The following is an 18,482-nucleotide window of genomic DNA, read 5'->3' as shown; positions in this document are numbered from 1 at the left end:
ATACAATATTGAAATAATATTTACTTAAAAATGAAGCAACATGAATCAAACCTATCTTTTAGAATGGCTGGACTCAGTAGTGACGCTGAATTTAAATCCGAAAAAAAGCGCCATAAGCAACCTTACTCCCCTTGAGTCTAAAGCCATAATCAATAAGGCTGCAGAGCAAACACAATTCATACAAACGCAGTTTACTATCCGCGTTTTTTCACTCAGTAAAAAAAAGCATATTAAGGTGCTGGTAAAAAATTATCATTCCGCACTGATCAGTCTTTGGGATCAGCTGATTGTTATCAATAAAAGCACCCATACAGAAAGAAAGGATCTCAAAGAAGTCACTACTGCCCTGCTTGCTGCTTTGGACGAACTCTTAAATTTTCTGGAGTCGAGATTTGCCCGCTTTATAAGTTTAGATTCCGAGATACCTGTTTCCTATCTTAGTATATCCTATAAGAAAATAAAACTCAGAATCGATAAACTCAGAACCAGTCTGCATTTTGACCCGGACGAAAAGATGCTTGCAGAGATTGTTTTTAATACGCTGTACTGCTTTGCTAATGCTAAAGAAAATAAAAAAGTCTCCCTTAGAGAAATACTCTACTATAAAGAGCTGCTTAAAGAACTTGAATCGCTGAAAATAAATAAAAGAGAAGACCTGATTCATACCGATTTAATGCAGACGCTTATTTATATGAATTTCAACAGCAAACTTTTTATCAACTTTTATACCCAGGCCATATCTATGAAAATCAGCCAATTTGAACAGGCATCCGACAGCATTGGATGGCTGCTGCTGTATGCTAAAGAGCTTAACCAAATTGCAGCTAACGCGACCGCGGCCCTTAATTGTGACCATCAAAATGTAAAGAAAGCACTGCTGGACTGGTTTAAACAGGAAATTAATTTTCTTGAAAAAAAGGAAAATCTTAAAGCTGTTGTTTGCTTTCCTTCTGAAAATAAAAAAGTTTCACAGCAAAATCAAGTCAGCAGAGAAGAAAAGATCCTATGCCGGTTATCTACCGACCAGACCGCACTGATACTTCGAGCCTGCCAGGAACTTGAAATTCTTGTTTCAAAATCAATGAACCATGTTTTTAAAACCATTGTGCCGTTTCTATCAACACCATTTAAAAAGAACCTCTCCTTTGATTCGATGCGCAGTAAAGCTTATGTCGCAGAGGAAAGGGATAAGGAGATCGCTGTGGAAACCCTGCAGCGGATCATTAAACAAATACGGGAATATTAATAACCACAAAGAGCAGAAAACTTGAAGTCTTCTGCTCTTTATATTTTACTGCGCATTTCAAATTACAACTCCCAGCAGCATATTCAAACCAGCATTATACCCCGTATCGGGTAATTATAAGTCTTCCATTTTTCTAGCAATAAATCAAACACTGAAAAATTTTGTATTTTTTTAAATTATTTTTTCCAGATTTTACTGGAGGTCCAGTGAAGTCCAGACGGGGTACAGCGAAAAGCTGGACTTGTAGCGAGGTGATTCCTATTGTTCCTTTGACTCGTTAATAAATCATAACCCCATTAAGTGGTCATGATTTTTACAGGGAGATAAATGTTGAACGATAAAATGAAAAACTATGTTTACGAATATTCCATGGAGCAGTTATCTGACTGTCATAGGCATACTGGTCATAATCTGGTATCTGGTTATACTACTTAAATTTTACAATACCGATTTAAAGAAAATGGTATCAGGGGAAAAGAAACTTAAAATTCCCTCTTTTAAAAACAACAGCCAAAATTCAAAAGAGCCAAAATCTATCTCAGCTTCTTTTTCGGAATCATTCGATACCCTTGATGATGCTGAAGCGCTTGCTTCAAGAATTACACAAGCTGCCCAGGAAAGTGCTGAAAAAAAATTATCAAAAGAGCAGTTTCAAAACTACCTGTCGATGGTGCTCGAAGAGTATCCCTATGTAAAGATCTCTTCCCTGCGTGAAAGTATCAATAAACTTATAGTCTCGGAATCTAAAAAACACCCGACTCTGCTTTTAACCTTAAGCGAGGCTGACAATCTTTGGGAAGGAACTGCTTTTTAAAATTCAGCGGAGGAATTATCCCTGTTCTCTCTGGTGCGGTATGGCTTTATGTGACAAGAAAATAGAGCTGTAACGGCGGTGTTCCTCTGCTTTTTATAATAATCAAAACTTTAAAATGATGTATGATGAGAAAATGTAAAAGAAATTTAAAGCGTATTTGGAAAAAGAATAAGGTGCTTGCCACTTCATTTTTTATGTTATTATTAATTAATGGAACAGGCTACGCACAGGACGGTGTTGCCGGGATTAATGAGGCAAACCAGAAAGTCAGAAGCTATTTTGATGCGGGTACAGAACTGATGTATGCCGTGGGTGCCATACTGGGTCTTATCGGCGCAGTAAAAGTCTACCAGAAATGGAATGCCGGGGATCCTGATACGGGAAAAGTGGCGGCAGCATGGTTCGGTAGCTGTGTTTTTCTGGTTGTTGTGGCAACGGTAATTAAATCCTTTTTCGGGGTTTAAAGGCAAAGAGGCAATGGGCAGCAGTGTTTACCAGATCAACAAGGGAATCAACCAAAGCATAGAATTCAAGGGATTAAAAGCGCAGTACATCTGGTATTTAGGAGGCGGGGTTGTCGCCCTTATGATCCTTTTTGCCATTATGTACATTATCGGTCTGCCTTCCCTCCTATGTGTTGGTTTGATAGGAACAGCAGGAGCCTTTCTTGTGCTGAAGATTTATAGAATGAGTAATAAGTATGGAGAGTACGGCATGATGAAGGCACTAGCGAAAAAACAGATTCCAAAATGTATTAAAGTGTACAGCAGGTCTGTTTTCATTAAGATATAGTTATAGAACGTTTGAAATAAAAATGAAGGAGAAATGGAGAAAAGGATCGAAAACGTACTGCCTGTTATGGCAGTGGAACACGACTGTATTGTATCCAAACAGGGTGATGTTACGGTAGTATACAAGGCAGAACTGCCTGAGATTTTTACTTTGTCGGATCAAGAATATGAAGCATTCCACCAGTCGTGGATCAAAGCTGTCAAGATACTTCCAAAATTCTGTGTGTTTCATAAGCAGGACTGGTTTTTAGAAAACAATTACAAGGCCGATTTTACAAGTGACGACAGCAGTTTTCTGACACGAAGCAGCGAGCAGTTTTTCAATGAAAGACCTTTTCTGGATCATTCCTGCTATATCATGCTGACCAAGAAACCCAACGGCAGAAAAAGTTCAAGCTCCCTTTTTTCAAATCTTTTGAGAAGTTCCATCGTCCCACAAGAAACTTTAAATACGCAGCTACTACAGGATTTTATTGACTGCACGGGACAGTTTAAAAGAATTATGGAGGACAGCGGTTTTGTAAAACTCACCCGTCTGAAAAATAACGAACTCAAAAGCGACAGCAGAAAAAAAGGACTTATTGAGCAGTACTGTTTTCTTTCTGAGAGGGAAGATTCCTTTGTCTTTAATGACATTAAATTTGATCAGGGCCTCGAGGTGGGTGATAAACACTGCCAGCTTTTTACCCTGGGCGACGCCGCTGATCTTCCGGCGCTGTGCGGTTCAAGGATTAATTTTGACCGGTATTCCACTGATAAAACCAAGTTCAGTATTGGTTTTGCATCCACCCTTGGGCAGCTTTTATCCTGCAACCATATCTATAATCAGTATTTATTTATTGAAGATGCGCAGAAAACCATCCAGAAACTGGAAAGCAAAAGATTACGCCTGCAGTCTTTATCGGCGTACAGCAGGGAGAATATGATTGCCCGGGATGCCACTAATGATTTTCTCAATGAGGCGGTTTCCCAGCAGCGGCTGTCGGTTAAAGCCCATTTTAATGTGCTGGCGTGGAGCACCGATACCCAAGAGGGGAAGGAAATTAAGAACAAAGTATCCTCAGCACTGGCCCAGATGGATGCAGCAGCTAAACACGAAACTGTTGGAGCTCCTCAGATTTACTGGGCGGGAATGCCGGGAAATGAAGCCGACTTTCCCATGAATGACACCTTTGATACGTTCACCGAGCAGGCCGTTTGTTTTCTAAATATGGAAACAGGTTACAGATCTTCATTGAGCCCTACAGGCATCAGACTTGGAGACCGCCTAACGGGAAAACCTGTCCATGTCGACATTAGTGATGAACCTGTGAAAATGGGAATCTGCACCAACCGTAACAAATTTATTCTGGGTCCTTCGGGGAGCGGTAAATCTTTTTTTACCAATCATATGGTCCGAAGCTATTATGAGCAAGGGACCCATATTGTACTGGTAGATGTAGGCCACAGTTATAAAGGGCTCTGCGATATGGTAAAAGGGTATTATTTCACGTATGATGAAAAGAACCCGATCCGTTTTAATCCCTTTTATATCTCGGAAGGCGATACTCTGGATACTGAGAAAAAAGAAAGCATCAAAACACTGCTGCTGGCGCTGTGGAAAAAAGACGACGAAACTTTTAACCGGAGCGAGTATGTAGCTTTATCAAATGCACTTCAGCTGTATTATGAAAAGCTGGAGATCAATTCCAATCTCTTTCCATGCTTTAACAGCTTCTACGAGTTTTTGAAAGATGATTTTGTTTCCATTTTGGAAGGTGACAAGGTGAAAGAAAAAGACTTTGATATTAATAATTTTCTCTACGTGCTGCGCCCGTACTATCAGGGAGGCGAGTTTGATTACCTTTTGAATGCCACAGAGAATCTTAATCTTTTAAAAGAGCGGTTTATTGTCTTTGAGCTTGACAATATCAAAGACCACCCTATTTTATTTCCTGTGGTCACGATCATTATAATGGAAGTTTTTATCAGTAAAATGAGAAAACTCAAAGGCATCCGCAAGATGATCCTGATTGAAGAAGCCTGGAAAGCCATAGCCAAGGAAGGAATGGCGGAATATTTACGGTATTTATTTAAGACTGTTCGTAAATTCTTCGGGGAGGCCGTCGTAGTCACCCAGGAAGTAGAAGATATTATTTCTTCTCCTGTGGTCAAGCAGGCCATTATCAATAACAGCGACTGCAAGATCTTGCTGGACCAGAGCAAATACCAGAATAAATTTGATCAGATACAGGAACTGCTGGGGCTCACGGAAAAAGAAAAAGCGCTCGTGCTGTCGGTCAATAAGGCAAACGATCCTGACAAGAAATACAAGGAAGTCTTTATTTCTCTGGGAGGAATGTCATCAAAAGTATACAGAACCGAGGTTTCTTTAAACGAATATCTGGCTTACACCACCGAGGAAAGCGAGAAAGTGAAAATGAATGCTTATGCAGCAAAGTTCGGGGGCGACATCGAAAAAGGCATTGCAGCACTGGCTGAGGACATGAGAAACGGAATTTAAATGAAAATGAACAATGAAAAAGAAACTAATTACCTGCCTGATTTTGCTGCTGCTTATCAGCACTCCGGCAAGACCTGCTGAAAAGACCGCGGCACTGCCGATATTGGAAATCGTAAAAGCAGTCACAAAAAAGGTCATCAAAGCCATTGACCTGAGGATCCAAAAACTGCAGAACAAAACCATCTGGCTTCAGAATGCCCAGAAACAGGTTGAAAATGTGCTCTCCAAACTAAAGTTGGATGAAATCTCGGACTGGACACAGAAACAGAAAGACCTCTATAAAGGGTACTACGAAGAACTGGGAAAAGTAAAATCTATTATTACGCATTACCAGAGGATAAAAGATATTACCAAAAAACAGACAAAACTTGTGCAGGAATACGAAAGGGCGTGGAACCTGCTCAGACAGGATACCCATTTTAAGGACAGCGAGATCCAGTATATGGAGCGTGTTTACACAGGTATTCTGGAAGAAAGTATCAAGAACATTGAACAGATCTTTTTAATACTGGATTCCTTTACCACACAGATGAGTGATCTCAAAAGACTTGAAATCATCAATACCGCAGCTGACCAGATTGATGCCAGCTATGATGACCTTAAGATGTTTAATCAGCAGAATATACTGCTCAGCCTTCAGAGGGCCAAAACTGAAGCAGATGCAGCCCGCGTGAAACAATTTTACGGAATTCCGTAATGCAAAGAAAAATATCATGAAAAAAGTGGTTTTATTATTATCAGCGATAATGGTTTTACAGCAGGGGATTCATGGACAGGCAAAGCAGCGAAAGGAACTCCTGCTGCAGATTGCAGCGCTTCAGGTCTACATTGATTATGCCAAGAAGGGCTATTCAGCCGTATCCAAAGGACTCAATTTTATCGGGGATGCGAAGAGGGGAGAATTGAATCTTCATGGTGATTATTTTACCTCGCTTTTGAAAATTAATCCCAGAGTCAGGAATTATTATAAAGCAGCCGAGATTGTTTCGATGCAGATTAAAATAATGAACCTCTATAAAAAGACCTGTGCCGATCTTAAGACAGGTGACCTGTTTCACGGCAGTGAACTGGATTATATAGAACGTTCCTTTGAAAGGCTGCTTCAGAACTGTAGCGATACGCTTGACCAGCTTTTGGTAATTATGACTGATTTAAAGCTGGAACTTAAGGATGATCATAGAATTCAGAGGATTGATGAACTGCATAAAACCATGCTAGAGGATTACAATTTCTGCATTTCTTTCAGCCGTGATGCCAAACTGCTTGCACTGTCAAAGGCGGCAGATCAAAAAGACGCTAAGGATATGGATACACTTTACGGATTATAAACTTAAAAATAATGAAAAAGATATTGATTTTAGGACTGCTTATCTGCCTGTCTATGATACCAGGCAAAGTTCGCGCCCAGTCAGCAGAAATACAACAGCTGATCCTGAACATTGAAAAACTCTCCCAGTTTAAAAAGATCCTCAGTGATATGAAAAAGGGCTATGAACTGCTCTCGGGAGGTTATAAAACAGTGAAGGATATGTCTCAGGGCAACTTCAGCCTGCATAAAACTTTTTTAGACGCCCTTATGCAGGTAAGCCCGGCGGTAAAGAATTACAAAAGAGTGGGTGAAATTATAAATTTTCAAATACTGCTGATAAAGGAAAGCAGAAACGGACTGAACCGGTTTGCGCGAAGCGGCAGCTTCAGCGCGCAGGAAATTGGATATTTTGAAAGGGTTTACGGGAATCTGCTCAGCCAGAGCCTACGGAATCTTGATGAACTCACTATGACCGTTACTGCTGATAAACTCAGGATGTCCGATGATGAAAGACTACAATCGGTGGATATGATCTATCTACAGATGCAGGATAAGCTGCTTTTTCTTCGAAATTTTAATGCTTCTTCAAATATCCTGGCACTGCAGCGGGCAAAAGAGAAAAATGATGTTTATGCTTCCAAAGAGCTGCAGGAACTTAAAAACTAAAGAGATGAAACTGCCAATAAAAAACAAAATTGTTCTCTCAGCTATGCTGCTTCCTTTTTTAAGTCGAGCACAGGGGCTGGGCGATAACATGCAAAGCCTGCACTTGGTGCTGGACCAGCTTTATGATGAGATGATGCCTCTGTGTGGCAATCTGCTGGCTGTCGGACAGGGAATTGCAGGATTTGGGACCCTCTGGTACGTCGCTTCGCGTGTCTGGAGACATATTGCAGCAGCGGAGCCAATTGATTTTTATCCGCTGTTCCGCCCTTTTGTAATTGGGTTCTGCATTATGATTTTCCCTTCGGTGCTGGCCCTTATCAACGGAGTTATGAAACCCACTGTTACCGCAACAGCTGCTATGGTAACAGGATCCAATAATGCTGTTGCCGTTCTTTTAAAAGAAAAAGAAAAGACAGTTCAGCAGACCGATCCCTGGAAAATGTATGTAGGCGCGACAGGGACCGGAGACCGCGATAAATGGTACAAGTACACCCATGACGGTGCGGTCCCATCTGATGAAAGCATGCTGGCGGGCATAGGCAATGATGTGAAATTTGCCATGGAAAAAGCGTCCTATAGTTTTAGGAATTCCATCAAGGAATGGATGAGCGAGGTGCTTAGGATTTTATTTGAATCGGCGGCCCTCTGCATTGATACACTCAGGACCTTTCAACTTGTGGTGCTCTCCATTCTCGGCCCGCTTGTTTTCGGCATTGCCGTTTTTGACGGGTTCCAGCATACACTGACGGTCTGGCTGGCCAGATACATAAATATATACCTGTGGCTTCCTGTGGCTAATATTTTTGGAAGCATAATCGGAAAGATACAGGAACTGATGCTCAAGCTGGATTTGTCCCAGGTGCAGTCCACCGGGGACACCTTTTTCAGTAGTACTGACATTGCTTATTTGATATTTATGATTATCGGCATTATAGGCTACTTCACTGTGCCTTCAGTGGCTAACTACATCGTGCATGCAGGCGGCGGCGGGGCCCTGAGCCAGAAAGCCACTACCCTACTTAGCACCTCAGCGGTCTCTGTGGTTTCCAAAACATCACAGGGAACTGCAATGGTTATGGATTCCATGGGGAATGCAGCAGGAAGAATGTCACAGAGTATGTCGGCATCGGGCGCTTCGGCTCCCTATTTTGAAGAGAAAGGAAATTACATGAGCAACAGGCTTAAAGGGAATTCAAAATAAACGTAAAAGATCATCCCATGTTCAGCAAAATGAAAAATATAGATACCGCATTTAAATACGTGAGAGGCTTTACAATGCTGGTTATTGCGGGCTGCGTTGTGATATGCTGTTTTACGCTTCACAAAAGTTTTCAGACCGTCGCTAAAATGCAGGACAAGGTATATATCCTTGCCGCCGGAAAAGCGCTGGAGGTATATGCTTCTGAGAGAAAGGATAACCTGCCTGTGGAAGCCAGGGATCACGTCAAGACTTTTCATAAGTTTTTCTTCACCCTTGATCCTGATGACAAAGTAATTAAAACCAATATTACCAAGGCCCTTTATCTGGCTGATGAAAGCGCCAAGCGGATTTATGACGACCTGAAAGAAAATGGCTTTTACTCGGGAATAATTTCAGGGAATATCAGCCAGACCATTCAGATAGATAGTATTGCTGTTGATATCAAAGACTATCCCTACCGATTTAAATGTTTTGCCAGACAGAACATTATCAGAACCACGAGCATTTTGAAAAGAAACCTGATTACGGAAGGGAGCCTTCGCAATGTATCGAGAAGTGACAACAATCCTCATGGTTTTTTAATTGAACGCTTCAATACTATTGAGAATACCGATTTAGCGGTTGAAAACAGAAAATAAATCTTATGAAATCACTGTTTAGAAAAAAGGAAATTCCATTTGTTTATAATAAATATTACACTGCCGCCCAGCACAAATGGACTGAGAAAATGAGCAGACTGACACAAGGGCTTTCCAGAAGAAAACTCCTTTTGCTACTGGTGTTGTTTACTGCTTTAACAACCGGTTATTTTCTCTATAACATTTACAATTCGTTCACAGATAGCTGCCCTGCATCACTTACAAAGGCAGATGCGGCTACAAAAATTAAGAAAATCCAATAAAAAACAAGAACATGGAAACAAAAACAATATCTCTTAGAGCATCTAAAAAACGCCAGATGCTGCTGGTAATGCCGGTCACTACGCTTCCTTTTATAACCCTGCTGTTTTATATTTTGGGAGGAGGCACAATGGAAGAAGCAGAAGCTGAAAGTAAAATCAAAAAAGGATTCAACTTTACTCTTCCAATTCCAAAATTCAAAGAAGATTCTTCTCTGGATAAAATGAGTTACTACGATCAGGCAGCTGTCGATTCTGTAAAACTGCAAGAGCAGATTAAAAAAGACCCCAATTACTCCAATCAAAAAATTCTGGAAGAATCTTTGAATGATTTTACAAAATCAGATTTTAGTACGCAGGGCTTTTCAAAAAACAGAACAGGTCTGAATTCAAAACCTCTTCAGGACAGAAATGAGCAGAAAATCTATGAAAAACTCCAGGCGCTTCAAAAAGCGGTCAACCAGCAGACAGTGCTGGATAAGCACGTCTATGATATGCGCGAGTTTGAAAACTACGGGTCATCAAAAGGTGTAACCGATGAAATGCAGCACCTTGAAAAGATGATGTCGGCGATGGGAGAATCCACACAGCCTGATGCTGAACTCGCTCAGCTTGGCGGCATGCTGGAAAACATACTCGATATCCAGCATCCTTCAAGGGTTCAGGAACGTTTAAAACAATCATCCGAGAGTAAAAAGGGAAAAACATATGCAGTAAACCATAAAAAAGCAGAAAATAATTTTTCCTCTCTGGAGCAGGGTCCGGTTGCTACAGCTGTAAAACCAAACTCTTTTTATACCATTGAGGAGGATCTAGATTCACAGCAGCAGAATTCAATTGAGGCCGTCATTCACGAAACCCAGACTATTGTAAACGGATCAATCGTTAAGTTTCGCCTGAATAATGATGTGACACTCCAGGGAAACGTTATTCCAAAAAACACTTTTTTATACGGCACTGCGGCTTTAAAAGGGGAAAGACTTGAGGTCAAAATCGACAACATTCAATACCGCAGCTCGATTTTCCCCATTCAATTATCAGTTTATGACATTGACGGCATTGAGGGAATTTATGTCCCGGGAACTATTGACAGAGATTCAGCCAAGGCTTCTGCAGACCGCTCCATCCAGACTCTGGGACTTACCGGCATCACGGATTCCTTTGGAGCACAGGCGGCAGGGATGGGAATTGAAGCGGCCAAAAGCCTGATGAGCAAAAAGGTAAAACTCATAAAAGTTCAGGTTAAAGCTGGATATCAGGTACTGCTCTACGATGAGAAACAAAAGAATTTCAACCAATAAAAAGAAATAAATATGAAAAACTATAAATGGCTGGTTACGGCCTGCATACTTCTGAGCTGTTTATCAGGATATGCACAGTTCATTACTAAGAATGCAGGTTATAATGAAGATAAGTATAAAAACCTGCAGATCGGCTACTCTAAAACCACAAGCATCGTTTTTCCCTATGCCGTAAAAAGTGCAGACAAGGGAAGTGCGGATATTTTAATTCAGAAAGCCAGAGGAGCTGAAAACATCCTTCTTCTAAAAGCGGCAAAACAAAATTTCCCGCAGACCAATCTAACGGTTGTTACAGCCGACAGCCGGCTTTATGTATTTATTTTAAATTATGATGACGCCTGTCCGCATTTAAATATAAAGGCTGATCATACCGCTGTTGTAAATGACGATATCCTGTTTTCGCTGGATAATGAAAACCAGAAGAAAATTGAGCAGAATGCCAGGCTTGCCTTATCTAAAAATAAAAAAATAAGCGGGCTTAAAAGGGAGAAATATGAAATGAAGATTATGGTTAATGGCATTTTCATCCATCAGGATGTGCTATACCTGAGAATAGCCCTAGGTAATGCCTCAAAGATTAATTACGATATTGACCAGCTGCGATTTTTTATACGAGACCAGAAAAAGTCAAAACGCACCGCTTCCCAGGAAATCGAGATACTGCCTCTTTATTCCACCTACAGCTCGTCTGTTATTGCGGATAAATCCGAAGTCAGCATGGTATATGCTTTTTCAAAGTTTACTATCCCGGAGAAAAAATACCTCACTATTCAGCTTATGGAGAAAAACGGCGGCAGGCACATAGCAACAAATATAAAGAATAGCCATTTAACACATCTGGATATTCTTAACGGTTTTTAAATCAGTAATAACTTTAAAATAATTGTACCATGAATCAGAAAAATATAGAGTACCTGAAAGATCAGTTGAAATATACCGGTTTTGGAGAAACGTTCGATACTGAACTGAGAGAGCGTATGGCCAAAGGAGAAAAAGAATTTAAAATCACTCATAATGGTGTCTATAATAAAGATACAATGTCGGTTGATCTAAACTTTAAGAAATCAGACCAGACCGACATGTATTTTTTTAATTCCTATCATGTGAATTTAAAAAAAGAGGATTCAAAGGAAGCACTTGGGCAGACTTTTTATATCAATAATGACGGTACGAGTATCACACTCAAGGAAGCTTATAATTTAATGCAGGGACGTTCGGTGAACAAAGACCTGAAAACTAAAGAAGGCGAAGCGTACAACGCCTGGATCAAAATCGACTTTAAGCAAACCGAAAATTCGGGCAGCTTCAAATTAAATCAGTACCACCAGAATTATGGCTATGATCTTCAGGCCAGTCTTGAAAAACATTCCATTAAAGAGCTTCAAACTCCCAAATACAAAGAAGACCTTATAAATTCTCTTAAAAAAGGAAATCTGCAGTCGGTAACTTTTACGGTGGGCGGTACGGAAACAAAAATGTATGTTGAAGCTAATCCGCAGTTTAAAACAGTAAATGTTTATGATTGCAGTTTCCAGAGAATTAACCAACGTGAAAGTAAAGACCAGAAGCAGGCCGAAGGAGAAAAAACATCGGAAAAGCAATCTGCCACAAAACAATCTCAAACTACTGAAGACAGCACCGAAACCCCTGCCGCAAACAAAAAAAAAAGAAAACAATCTAACTCAGTTTAGAAATTCTGGAGAATTAAACCTTAAGTCATGAATGAGCAGTTTCCCATAAACAGAGTAGAAATAGAATTCAGACAGTGGAAAGCCAGAGAAGAACGCTTCAGTACCTTGTTTTCAATTACACCGGCTGATAATAAATCTTTACTTGCAGAGAAACTGCGCCAGTTTGAAAGAATCAGGGCTAAATACAAATCTTCAAAAAATATAGAAGAGCAGCATTCCCTTCGAATTCTTAAAATGGAAAGCAACAGAATGTCAAAGCAGCTGTATCCGGGTTTAATTTCCCGCTTTTTCAGAAAAATAATTACTGCTTCACAAAATCAGGTTTCCATTCGCAGTGATGTTAAAAAAGCAGAAAAAAATTTCAATTCGCTGCAGGAGCAGATGCAGCGAATTGGATTTCCTGACCTCTCAGAGAAATTAAAAATGCTTATTGAAAAAGCGCAAGAAAACTTTAGTCTATCTCTATCCTATTACATTAATGAAACAGAAAAAATTAATCACAACCTTACGTTTTCTAAAAATGCTGAAGGATATTTTGAGCTTGAAGGATACAAAAGCAGCCTGTATAATAATATTATTTCAGAAGAAAACAGACAGTATTATTTTAAAAATGAGCAGGGATACAATTTCAAACTGCATGGGGTCCATAATTTATTATCCGGCCGCTCGGTATATCATAATGAATCATGGTTCCAGATAGACTTTAACGATAAAGATGCCGCAGGAAATAATCATCTGAAAGAATTTCGAAATGGATATGGTTACGATTTAGAAAAGACATTAAAAGCTGTTCCTTTAAAAGCTGCCTCAAATAAATTTGAATTTGAGAAACTAAAAAATACTTTAAAGCAAGGTGACAGGATATCAGCAGTATTGATTAAAAATGGAAAAGAACAGCTATTCCATATTGAGGCTGATCCTCATTTTAAATCTTTAACAATCTACGATCAGCATTTACGTAAAGTAGATATAACTTCATTACGAACAGAGCTGCAAAAAAATCATGAACAAAATCAGAATCTTAAATTACCCAAACAAAATCAGTCGAGAAGAACCGGAATAAAAATCTAAATAACAAGAGTAATGGACCAGCTAAATCCTTTAACGCAATTCTTCAAAGCAATAGAAAAAGATCAACGTATCAGCATTACGCATATTGGAATTTTTGCGGCATTACTACAATTCAGAACTGCCGCAGGCTATGTTAATCCTATTAAAGCCTATAGGCATGAAATTATGAAGATTGCTAAAATAAGCGGCCCTGTTACCTACCATAGATGTATCAGAGACCTGAATGATTACGGTTATATAAATTATCTTCCAAAGAGAAATAGAAATCAGAAGAGCATAATTTATTTCACCGTTTAAGAGTTCACTAAAATTCTCAGTAAAAGATAGCAAAGCTGTTTTTATGAGGAACTTGAGTTTTTTATCTTATACAACAGAGACGAGCTTCATTAAAACTAATGCTAATACAAAACCAATTCCAAACCACAATAATCTTGCAACTCGATTATGTCTAATTATTTCTTCTCTGTCAAAATCTGTCATAACTTTTTTATTTTTTTTATTTATAAAATATAGGAAAATATCTGTACAAATATTAATAAAGAAGTCGAATCATGAAATTTATTGTAAGAATTAATTCATTCTAAGAGTAGCTTTAAAAAAATATCTAGAATTTTTTGTGGCTCTTACGGAAACCCGTAATCAGGTGAGGATATTTTTTACTTACCTTTGCAATCTCAATCCTAAGAAAATATGTTAATATTTTTTTAGGATTGGCGAAATTGGTAGACGCGATCGTCTTGAAAACGATTATCGAAAGATGTGTGGGTTCGAATCCCATATCCAGCACATAATACCTAAGGGGGCCTTAATCGGCCCTCTTTTCATTTAATTTAAACCAACAGAGGTGAGTCTTAACAAATACCTATTTCTGATGAAAACCCGTTAGCGCAGATTTGCAATCTGTGCCCATATTGACGATACAGTGAAACTTATTGAAAAAAACAGGGGATTGCGCATCAATATCCGCGATACATCATTATCAAAAAACGAGCAGTCAGCCAACAAGTTTCTGGAAGAAGGAAAGACAATAGGATGCTTTTATATTGAAAGCCAGGCTATGCATGGACTGCTTCGACGTTTGACTGCTGGGGTTCCATTGATGGGAATTTCTTATCTATGGCTAAGGTACTAATATTAGGCCGGAATCTCAAAATCTTCGGAACACCGAAATTACATCGCGTATTGAAAAAAACCTGCGAGCATAATAATTCAAATACTATTTATAGCAGAAAAAGTCTGAATTTAAATCTCCTTCACAAATACGGCAATCAAAGCAATCTTCTTACTTCTAATGCCAATAAGTAATCATTTAACAAAACCTGAAAGTCCCCTGCCAGTGCAATATCCTTTAAATAGACACCGAGTGTTTTATAACAATGATCTTCCAGAATTGAAATATCTGTGAGTACTAATTGATATTTTCTGCTCAAATGAATAAAATCATCACTATTAAAAAAGTGATAATTAATTGTATTGCTTAATACATAATTCCAGTTTGTATCTTTAAACTCATTATTAAACCTGTCATTGTATTTATGCTGCAAATTATAACTATCTTTTACTATTTTCTGGGGCAGTTTGCCAGTTCTGGCTCGTAATCGGGTTAATAGAAATGCGAATTTTTCATTCAGTAGGCGATCCTTTATCAACATAGTATTGTAATTTTCCTGACATATTTCAATGGCGAGCTGATATTCTCCATTATATTCATGATTTTGAGCTTTTAAAAAACAAAGCTGATAGTACGTCATTACAAAATTTTGACTGCTATTTCGTAAGTCATCTTTCACTTTGATAAATCGCTCTATTAAATCGTTCGATTGTGAAATCTTGTTTAACCGCTGTTTTAATAAAACATCATAAATTAAGAAATCGGGATCAATTATTTGCATATCATAATCTCGACTACTTATTTCTTGATCAAGCTTTTTCAAAAAGTCCAAGTTTGAATTTAATCCTTCCTTCATTTGAGGAATAAAATAATTTGACCAATTATAATCTTTTGAGTTATTTACTATATTGGTTTCTGCTTGCGAGCCCAAAAGAGTTCGAAGGTACAATTTCGAAGCATCTGGCAATTCAACCAAAGCAGATTCTAATTTTGTGCGTAGTCGCAGATAATCTGGTTTTGTAAGTCTTTCAATATCTTCTTCCTCTTTTAAAATATGAAAATAGAATTCCGCTTCGTATTTCTCACCCTCTTCTTTCATACGATCATAATACGCTATGGCGTTACGAATTATATGTTGTGATGCCGTTGGATAGCTTGATTTGACAGTATCTTCACATGCCATACGTAAATCCTGACGAAAAATAATTTCATCAGCCTCAGAAGATCTGGAAATAAGGGCAACTTCTTTTTTGAGTTCATCAAATAATTCAGTGGCTCTCTCTATGGAAATATTACCCAAACGACATGGCGGTGCCAAAACATGTTTTATCACATCGAGAGTGATTCTTCTAACGAGTAATCCGGGAACTGCCATTTCGCGTACTTCCGGATCATGAATATGTTCCAAAATACGATTTACAAGGTATTTCTCCTTCTTCTCTGTTATTTTACTTAAGTTCTCCAGTGCTGAGGGATCTTTTTCAACTAAATCAGCAGCAAGTGAAAGCAGCAATGGATTTCCTCCAAAATCATTAAAAATTTTAATTCTATCGGCTTTATTTGTAATCTTATACTTCTCCAGTAATGACAAAGCTGAATCCTCATCAAATTCTGCCAAAACAATTTTATCAAATTTAAAATCTGCCAAACTTTCATCAATTTCAGATCTGCCCACAAATACTATTCGAATGCGGGGCAGTTTTTCAGAAATTTCCCGTATGAAACTAAAAAAATTAGAGAGTTCTGTTCGGGATGCCTTATACTGAATTTCCTCAAAAGAATCAAACACCACCAAGATCGGGTCTTTGATTTGATTTAATACAAGCTCATATTGGTACAATAAATTATCTATAGAATTATATATATTTCCTCTATGGGATTGTGTTGAATGATTCGCTTCATATTCAAAAGATGTTTTACTTGAAATCTCCCTGGCAACTTTTGAAAAAATATCTTTATTTTTAGGAAATTGAAATGACAATTGACGAATTGCCTCGAGCAATAAACCCATCGGCTCTACAAGTGAAAATCCTGGCACATCAAAATCGATATAAACAAAAGGCAGTTTCCCCACTTTTCTCAACTCATTATTATCTATAATTATTTTTGATATTAATGATGACTTGCCGATTCCTCCGATTCCCTGAATTAAAATGGGCAATTTATCATGCCAGTTAATGGCATTTCTAACAAATCCCAAGGTTTTATTAACCAGACCTTGTTTTGGGAGCCAATCTATATAGTCATTTATAGCTGCAAGTTCCTTTTTTCTTCCTGCAAAATTTTTGGTAATTTCTCTAAAAGGAACAAAATAATTCCTCCTTAAAAGGTCATTTTTGAGCACTTCCAAATCTAGTTTATCAGGGAAGAGGTCAGCTAATTTTAAAAGATAATATATTTCATCATCCCTAAAATTATCGTATTGAATTTTTTTACTATTCAAAAGTAAAATTAGCAATCGGGCATAATCTCCCCCAATATTATATTTTTCTATCTCCTTTTGTATGTTTCCAATACCTATTGTTTCGGTGAGAATTTTAGCTCTGATTGGGTCCTTTAAAAAATACCTGCCATCCTTTTTTAAACAGGATTCAATTTTCAATAATTCGAGATCATCTTTGTTGCAATTCGGAAAATCGGATTCAATACTAAACTCAAACAATAAAGAGGCTCTGATAAAAACTTCCTTATTGAAGTCTTTGGCTTCTTTTTGTTCAAGGTTGCTGAACAACTTATCAAAATTAAATGCTGACTGCTGCATATCTTTCAAAATTTAATTGTTTAATTGCATTAAATGATCTGAAATCATATAGCCAACACTGGCAAGATTGATATTGTTTTCATCTGGAATTAGGCGACTAATCATTCCGTTAACATATTCCGTCTTAGTTATAGAACTATCTCCTAAGGCCAGTATTTTTGGCTGATAATAATCAAAAATCCCGTCTAGACATACTTCCACATTTACCCTGTCAATAGTTTCAATGTGGTAAACCGAGCAATGCATTCTCAAACTCGACTCCCAATTTGGTAACTTTTCATAGTCCATCCCGGCAATTAGAAAAATCACTTTGGGAAAATCCTGGCGGAACACATCTGCAAGTTTTAAAATAAATTTAGCGATGTCCGGAGTGGCTTGCAGGTGATGAAAATCGTGAATAAATATCAATGGAATTGTATCATTTGCAAGCAATTTTTCTTTTAATTTAATACCAAATCTAGTAAACTTAAATTGATCTAGTTCATCAGTGTCCAGATTTAAATCGAGTCCCAATTCTATACCAAGCAATTTGGCCAGACTGACTCCTTTAAATGGTTCAGGTCCATTTAAATCAACAGCAGCATTAATTCGCACTACTGAAAACAAACTGTTGAGAGTACTCAAATGGATCAAATAATTCTCCAGATAAGACATCCCTGATTTTGATGGCCCATTAATGAAAATCATTTTGGCTCCATTTCCATGAATCTGCCTCTTCAGAAATTCCCTGAATTGGATACGATCTATAAAGGGATAACATTTATTATTTAAAAGATGATCGGCTGAGGTTGCTACAACTTGACCTGATACAGTAGGAAAGCCCATTAGTGTTTGGGTTAATCCCAGAGTCGCGTATCTTATTCTATCGCGTTCTAGTGGATCAGATACGTTACTAACTTTATCATTGTTATCTTTTGATAGCCTGCCATTAAGTTGCATCGTTTGAATATGAAATCCAGATGAAAATTTTGGCGATTCTAAGATCAACAATTTCAATGCATCTTCCAACTTATCCTGCGTTAAAAGATGTTGTATCGTTTCAAGAGGGGTCATAATTCCTTTTTTTATTGGTGAAAATGTGTTTGAATTAACCTTTGTGCGAAATGTTTCAAAATTAAA

At 38.2% G+C, this 18,482-nt stretch carries 18 protein-coding genes, 1 tRNA gene and 1 pseudogene; 18 read left to right on the top strand and 2 right to left on the bottom strand.

The window, feature by feature from the left end; genetic code table 11:
• The first annotated feature begins 40 nt into the window (after window positions 1–40).
• From EAG11_RS04835 to EAG11_RS04750, 18 genes and pseudogenes are all read left to right on the top strand, one after another.
• Window positions 41–1,246 carry a hypothetical protein gene (locus EAG11_RS04835; protein ID WP_129538153.1) on the top strand — a complete coding sequence of 402 codons (1,206 nt, stop codon included), beginning with the start codon at window positions 41–43 and terminating at the stop codon, window positions 1,244–1,246.
• Window positions 1,247–1,598: 352 nt separating this feature from the next.
• Complete coding sequence (locus EAG11_RS04830) at window positions 1,599–2,060, top strand: hypothetical protein (protein WP_129538152.1); 462 nt, start codon at window positions 1,599–1,601, stop codon at window positions 2,058–2,060.
• A gap of 194 nt (window positions 2,061–2,254) precedes the next feature.
• Window positions 2,255–2,524 (top strand): DUF4134 domain-containing protein, encoded by a 270-nt coding sequence (locus EAG11_RS04825; RefSeq protein ID WP_242499383.1) that lies wholly within the window; start codon window positions 2,255–2,257, stop codon window positions 2,522–2,524.
• 13 nt (window positions 2,525–2,537) lie between these two features.
• The gene (locus EAG11_RS04820) at window positions 2,538–2,852 is read left to right on the top strand and encodes a DUF4133 domain-containing protein (RefSeq protein WP_129538151.1); all 315 of its coding nucleotides are present in this window, start codon (window positions 2,538–2,540) and stop codon (window positions 2,850–2,852) included.
• 33 nt (window positions 2,853–2,885) lie between these two features.
• The gene (locus EAG11_RS04815) at window positions 2,886–5,354 is read left to right on the top strand and encodes a TraG family conjugative transposon ATPase (protein WP_129538150.1); all 2,469 of its coding nucleotides are present in this window, start codon (window positions 2,886–2,888) and stop codon (window positions 5,352–5,354) included.
• A gap of 13 nt (window positions 5,355–5,367) precedes the next feature.
• Window positions 5,368–6,051, top strand: coding sequence for a conjugal transfer protein TraI (locus EAG11_RS04810; RefSeq protein WP_129538149.1), 684 nt, complete (start codon window positions 5,368–5,370; stop codon window positions 6,049–6,051).
• Between the two features lie 16 nt (window positions 6,052–6,067).
• Window positions 6,068–6,682: a hypothetical protein gene (locus EAG11_RS04805; protein WP_129538148.1), complete on the top strand. Its 615-nt coding sequence runs from the start codon at window positions 6,068–6,070 to the stop codon at window positions 6,680–6,682.
• An 11-nt stretch (window positions 6,683–6,693) separates the two neighbouring features.
• Entirely contained in the window at window positions 6,694–7,329 is a 636-nt protein-coding gene (locus EAG11_RS04800) for a TerB family tellurite resistance protein (protein WP_129538147.1), read from the top strand.
• 4 nt (window positions 7,330–7,333) lie between these two features.
• Window positions 7,334–8,530, top strand: coding sequence for a conjugative transposon protein TraJ (traJ, locus tag EAG11_RS04795; RefSeq protein ID WP_129538146.1), 1,197 nt, complete (start codon window positions 7,334–7,336; stop codon window positions 8,528–8,530).
• 29 nt (window positions 8,531–8,559) lie between these two features.
• On the top strand, window positions 8,560–9,168 hold the full coding sequence (gene traK / locus EAG11_RS04790) for a conjugative transposon protein TraK (protein WP_242499270.1): 609 nt from the start codon (window positions 8,560–8,562) through the stop codon (window positions 9,166–9,168).
• Between the two features lie 5 nt (window positions 9,169–9,173).
• Window positions 9,174–9,431, top strand: a complete 258-nt coding sequence (locus EAG11_RS04785) for a hypothetical protein (protein WP_129538144.1) — start codon at window positions 9,174–9,176, stop codon at window positions 9,429–9,431.
• Window positions 9,432–9,442: 11 nt separating this feature from the next.
• Window positions 9,443–10,729 (top strand): conjugative transposon protein TraM, encoded by a 1,287-nt coding sequence (gene traM / locus EAG11_RS04780; RefSeq protein ID WP_129538143.1) that lies wholly within the window; start codon window positions 9,443–9,445, stop codon window positions 10,727–10,729.
• Between the two features lie 12 nt (window positions 10,730–10,741).
• Window positions 10,742–11,590 (top strand): conjugative transposon protein TraN, encoded by an 849-nt coding sequence (gene traN / locus EAG11_RS04775; protein ID WP_129538142.1) that lies wholly within the window; start codon window positions 10,742–10,744, stop codon window positions 11,588–11,590.
• Between the two features lie 29 nt (window positions 11,591–11,619).
• The gene (locus EAG11_RS04770; RefSeq protein ID WP_129538141.1) at window positions 11,620–12,420 is read left to right on the top strand and encodes a hypothetical protein; all 801 of its coding nucleotides are present in this window, start codon (window positions 11,620–11,622) and stop codon (window positions 12,418–12,420) included.
• Between the two features lie 105 nt (window positions 12,421–12,525).
• A complete protein-coding gene (locus EAG11_RS04765) occupies window positions 12,526–13,491 on the top strand; it encodes a hypothetical protein (protein WP_129538140.1) in 966 nt (321 codons plus the stop codon).
• Between the two features lie 12 nt (window positions 13,492–13,503).
• Window positions 13,504–13,788: a hypothetical protein gene (locus EAG11_RS04760; RefSeq protein ID WP_129538139.1), complete on the top strand. Its 285-nt coding sequence runs from the start codon at window positions 13,504–13,506 to the stop codon at window positions 13,786–13,788.
• A gap of 410 nt (window positions 13,789–14,198) precedes the next feature.
• Window positions 14,199–14,274: transfer RNA gene (locus tag EAG11_RS04755), tRNA-Ser, on the top strand.
• A gap of 124 nt (window positions 14,275–14,398) precedes the next feature.
• Window positions 14,399–14,572: pseudogene (locus tag EAG11_RS04750) on the top strand (hypothetical protein); the annotation flags it as partial.
• Between the two features lie 187 nt (window positions 14,573–14,759).
• Here EAG11_RS04750 and EAG11_RS04745 read toward each other — a convergent pair.
• Both EAG11_RS04745 and EAG11_RS04740 read right to left on the bottom strand, forming a co-directional pair.
• On the bottom strand, window positions 14,760–17,372 hold the full coding sequence (locus EAG11_RS04745) for a hypothetical protein (protein ID WP_129538138.1): 2,613 nt from the start codon (window positions 17,370–17,372) through the stop codon (window positions 14,760–14,762).
• Between the two features lie 3 nt (window positions 17,373–17,375).
• Window positions 17,376–18,416 carry a hypothetical protein gene (locus EAG11_RS04740; protein ID WP_129538137.1) on the bottom strand — a complete coding sequence of 347 codons (1,041 nt, stop codon included), beginning with the start codon at window positions 18,414–18,416 and terminating at the stop codon, window positions 17,376–17,378.
• Between the last annotated feature and the right edge of the window lie 66 nt (window positions 18,417–18,482).

The sequence above is a fragment of the Flavobacterium sp. 140616W15 genome, from assembly GCF_003668995.1.
Classification (GTDB): domain Bacteria; phylum Bacteroidota; class Bacteroidia; order Flavobacteriales; family Flavobacteriaceae; genus Flavobacterium.
This window is presented reverse-complemented; position numbering and strand designations above follow the sequence as displayed.

Excerpts from the sequence above, each read along its gene's own strand:
- traM (WP_129538143.1), top strand. The coding sequence starts at position 9,443 with ATGGAAACAAAAACAATATCTCTTAGAGCATCTAAAAAACGCCAGATG.
- EAG11_RS04800 (WP_129538147.1), top strand. The coding sequence starts at position 6,694 with ATGAAAAAGATATTGATTTTAGGACTGCTTATCTGCCTGTCTATGATA.
- EAG11_RS04785 (WP_129538144.1), top strand. The coding sequence starts at position 9,174 with ATGAAATCACTGTTTAGAAAAAAGGAAATTCCATTTGTTTATAATAAA.
- EAG11_RS04830 (WP_129538152.1), top strand. The coding sequence starts at position 1,599 with ATGTTTACGAATATTCCATGGAGCAGTTATCTGACTGTCATAGGCATA.
- traJ (WP_129538146.1), top strand. The coding sequence starts at position 7,334 with ATGAAACTGCCAATAAAAAACAAAATTGTTCTCTCAGCTATGCTGCTT.
- EAG11_RS04820 (WP_129538151.1), top strand. The coding sequence starts at position 2,538 with ATGGGCAGCAGTGTTTACCAGATCAACAAGGGAATCAACCAAAGCATA.
- traN (WP_129538142.1), top strand. The coding sequence starts at position 10,742 with ATGAAAAACTATAAATGGCTGGTTACGGCCTGCATACTTCTGAGCTGT.
- EAG11_RS04770 (WP_129538141.1), top strand. The coding sequence starts at position 11,620 with ATGAATCAGAAAAATATAGAGTACCTGAAAGATCAGTTGAAATATACC.
- EAG11_RS04815 (WP_129538150.1), top strand. The coding sequence starts at position 2,886 with ATGGAGAAAAGGATCGAAAACGTACTGCCTGTTATGGCAGTGGAACAC.
- EAG11_RS04835 (WP_129538153.1), top strand. The coding sequence starts at position 41 with ATGAATCAAACCTATCTTTTAGAATGGCTGGACTCAGTAGTGACGCTG.
- traK (WP_242499270.1), top strand. The coding sequence starts at position 8,560 with ATGAAAAATATAGATACCGCATTTAAATACGTGAGAGGCTTTACAATG.
- EAG11_RS04740 (WP_129538137.1), bottom strand. The coding sequence starts at position 18,416 with ATGACCCCTCTTGAAACGATACAACATCTTTTAACGCAGGATAAGTTG.
- EAG11_RS04805 (WP_129538148.1), top strand. The coding sequence starts at position 6,068 with ATGAAAAAAGTGGTTTTATTATTATCAGCGATAATGGTTTTACAGCAG.
- EAG11_RS04810 (WP_129538149.1), top strand. The coding sequence starts at position 5,368 with ATGAAAAAGAAACTAATTACCTGCCTGATTTTGCTGCTGCTTATCAGC.
- EAG11_RS04825 (WP_242499383.1), top strand. The coding sequence starts at position 2,255 with ATGTTATTATTAATTAATGGAACAGGCTACGCACAGGACGGTGTTGCC.
- EAG11_RS04760 (WP_129538139.1), top strand. The coding sequence starts at position 13,504 with ATGGACCAGCTAAATCCTTTAACGCAATTCTTCAAAGCAATAGAAAAA.